General features: G+C 63.0%; 2 protein-coding genes. One reads left to right on the top strand and one right to left on the bottom strand.

All coding sequences use genetic code 11. The features are described from left to right. Positions 1 to 479: hypothetical protein (locus D1641_RS08790; protein ID WP_160664779.1), on the top strand; the 479-nt coding region annotated here is incomplete at its 5' end. On the opposite strand, the gene D1641_RS08785 is transcribed toward D1641_RS08790, so the two are convergent. After that, positions 439 to 1,491, bottom strand: coding sequence for a LacI family DNA-binding transcriptional regulator (locus tag D1641_RS08785; RefSeq protein WP_160664777.1), 1,053 nt, complete (start codon positions 1,489 to 1,491; stop codon positions 439 to 441). The two genes, D1641_RS08790 and D1641_RS08785, sit on opposite strands and share 41 nt — an antisense overlap. Positions 1,492 to 1,543: the final 52 nt, after the last annotated feature.

Below are 1,543 nucleotides of genomic sequence, written 5' to 3'. Positions count from 1 at the left end.
GCACCCCCTGCACCGGCGGCTCCACCATCTGCTTCACCCAGGAGGTCCGGCATCTGGCGGGAAAGCTGCCCTGTCAGGGTAGCTACACGCTCTCCTACCAGGCCGACCCCTTCTCCCCTTTTGGCGGCTGGCACTTCTACGGAAGCCACCTCACCGATCTTTGCGTCACCCTGTTCGGCCGCGGCTGGCAGAGCGCTGCGGCGCAGCTCCAGGGAAGCAAGCTGCGCGCCGTTGTCCACTACCCCCGCTTCTCCGTCTCCCTGCGCTCCTCCCCTGTCAAGCAGCCCCCCGTCCTGCAAATGGACGACCGCTCCTATGTGCTGGACGACCAGGGCTGCTACCAGGCGGGTATGGTCCACTTCCTGTCCGTGGCGGAGGGGGCCGCCCTGGGCCGTGTGGGGGAGCTGGTGTCCTCTGTCCGGCTGATGGACGCCATTCTCACCTCTCTGCGTGAGGGGGGGCGGCCGTGTCCCGGATAACCAGGCGGGGCGTCAGGTTCATAGACACCGTCAGCTCCCCGTCGTCGCTGGACAGGGCGTTCAAAATCATCATGGCCGCCAGCCGCCCCGTCTCCTGAGCCGGCTGGTGAACTGTGGTCAGGGCGGGCACAAAGGCCCCGGCAAAGGGAATATCATCAAAGCCTATTACCGAGATATCCTCCGGGACCCGGACTCCGTGCTTTAAAAACACCTTAATCATGCCGATAGCCACCATATCATTGACGCAGAGCACCGCAGTGGCCGGGCAGCCGTCGCCCAGGAACAGCTCGGCGATGTACTGACCAGTTTCAAGCTCCAGGTCGCTGTTGGCGTCCCAGGAGCTGGGAGACCACTCATAAATCAGCGAGCCGTCATAGCTCAGGCCGGCCCCCAGCAGGGCGTCCCGATAGCCCCGGTGCATCTCCGCCCGGGTCCAGCGCGTCATAGGCATGGTGGCGAAGGCAATGCGGCTGTGACCCATGGAGATCAGGTGCTCCACCGCCATGCGGGCCCCCGCCCGGGAATCAAAGTTGATGCCCGTGCTCTCCACTCCGGTCAGCTTCTGATCCAGCAGGACAAACCGCATCCCCCTCCGGCTGTACTCCATCACCACATCGCCGCTCTCGTCCACCGAGGACAGAATGACTCCTCTGGTCTGCCGCTCGTAGAGCTGACGCAGGCAGCCCCGCTCCTGCTCCACATCCCGCAGGGTGTTGCACAAAATCATGCTGCACTCGTTTTTGGACAGCACGTCGTTGACCCCCAGCATGGTCTGGAGGTAAAAGGGGTTGGAGACGTTGGGAATCACAAGGCCGATATCCTTCACGGCCTCCCGCCGCAGGGAGCGGGCCACCGCGTTGGGGACATAGTCCAGCTCTTCCACCGCCGCCCTTACCTTCTGGCGCAGCTCCTCCCGCACCGGATAGTCAGACTCATTGAGCACCCGGGATACGGTGGCCAGAGACACTCCTGCCAGCTTTGCCACATCGCGAATGGTCGCCTGTTTGCCCATATGCCCGCCTCATTTCTCGGAACGAAATTTCATTGCTGTAGTGCGTTATTAT

Source organism: Colidextribacter sp. OB.20 (assembly GCF_009911595.1).
Taxonomy (GTDB): Bacteria; Bacillota; Clostridia; order Oscillospirales; family Oscillospiraceae; genus Lawsonibacter.
This window is presented reverse-complemented; position numbering and strand designations above follow the sequence as displayed.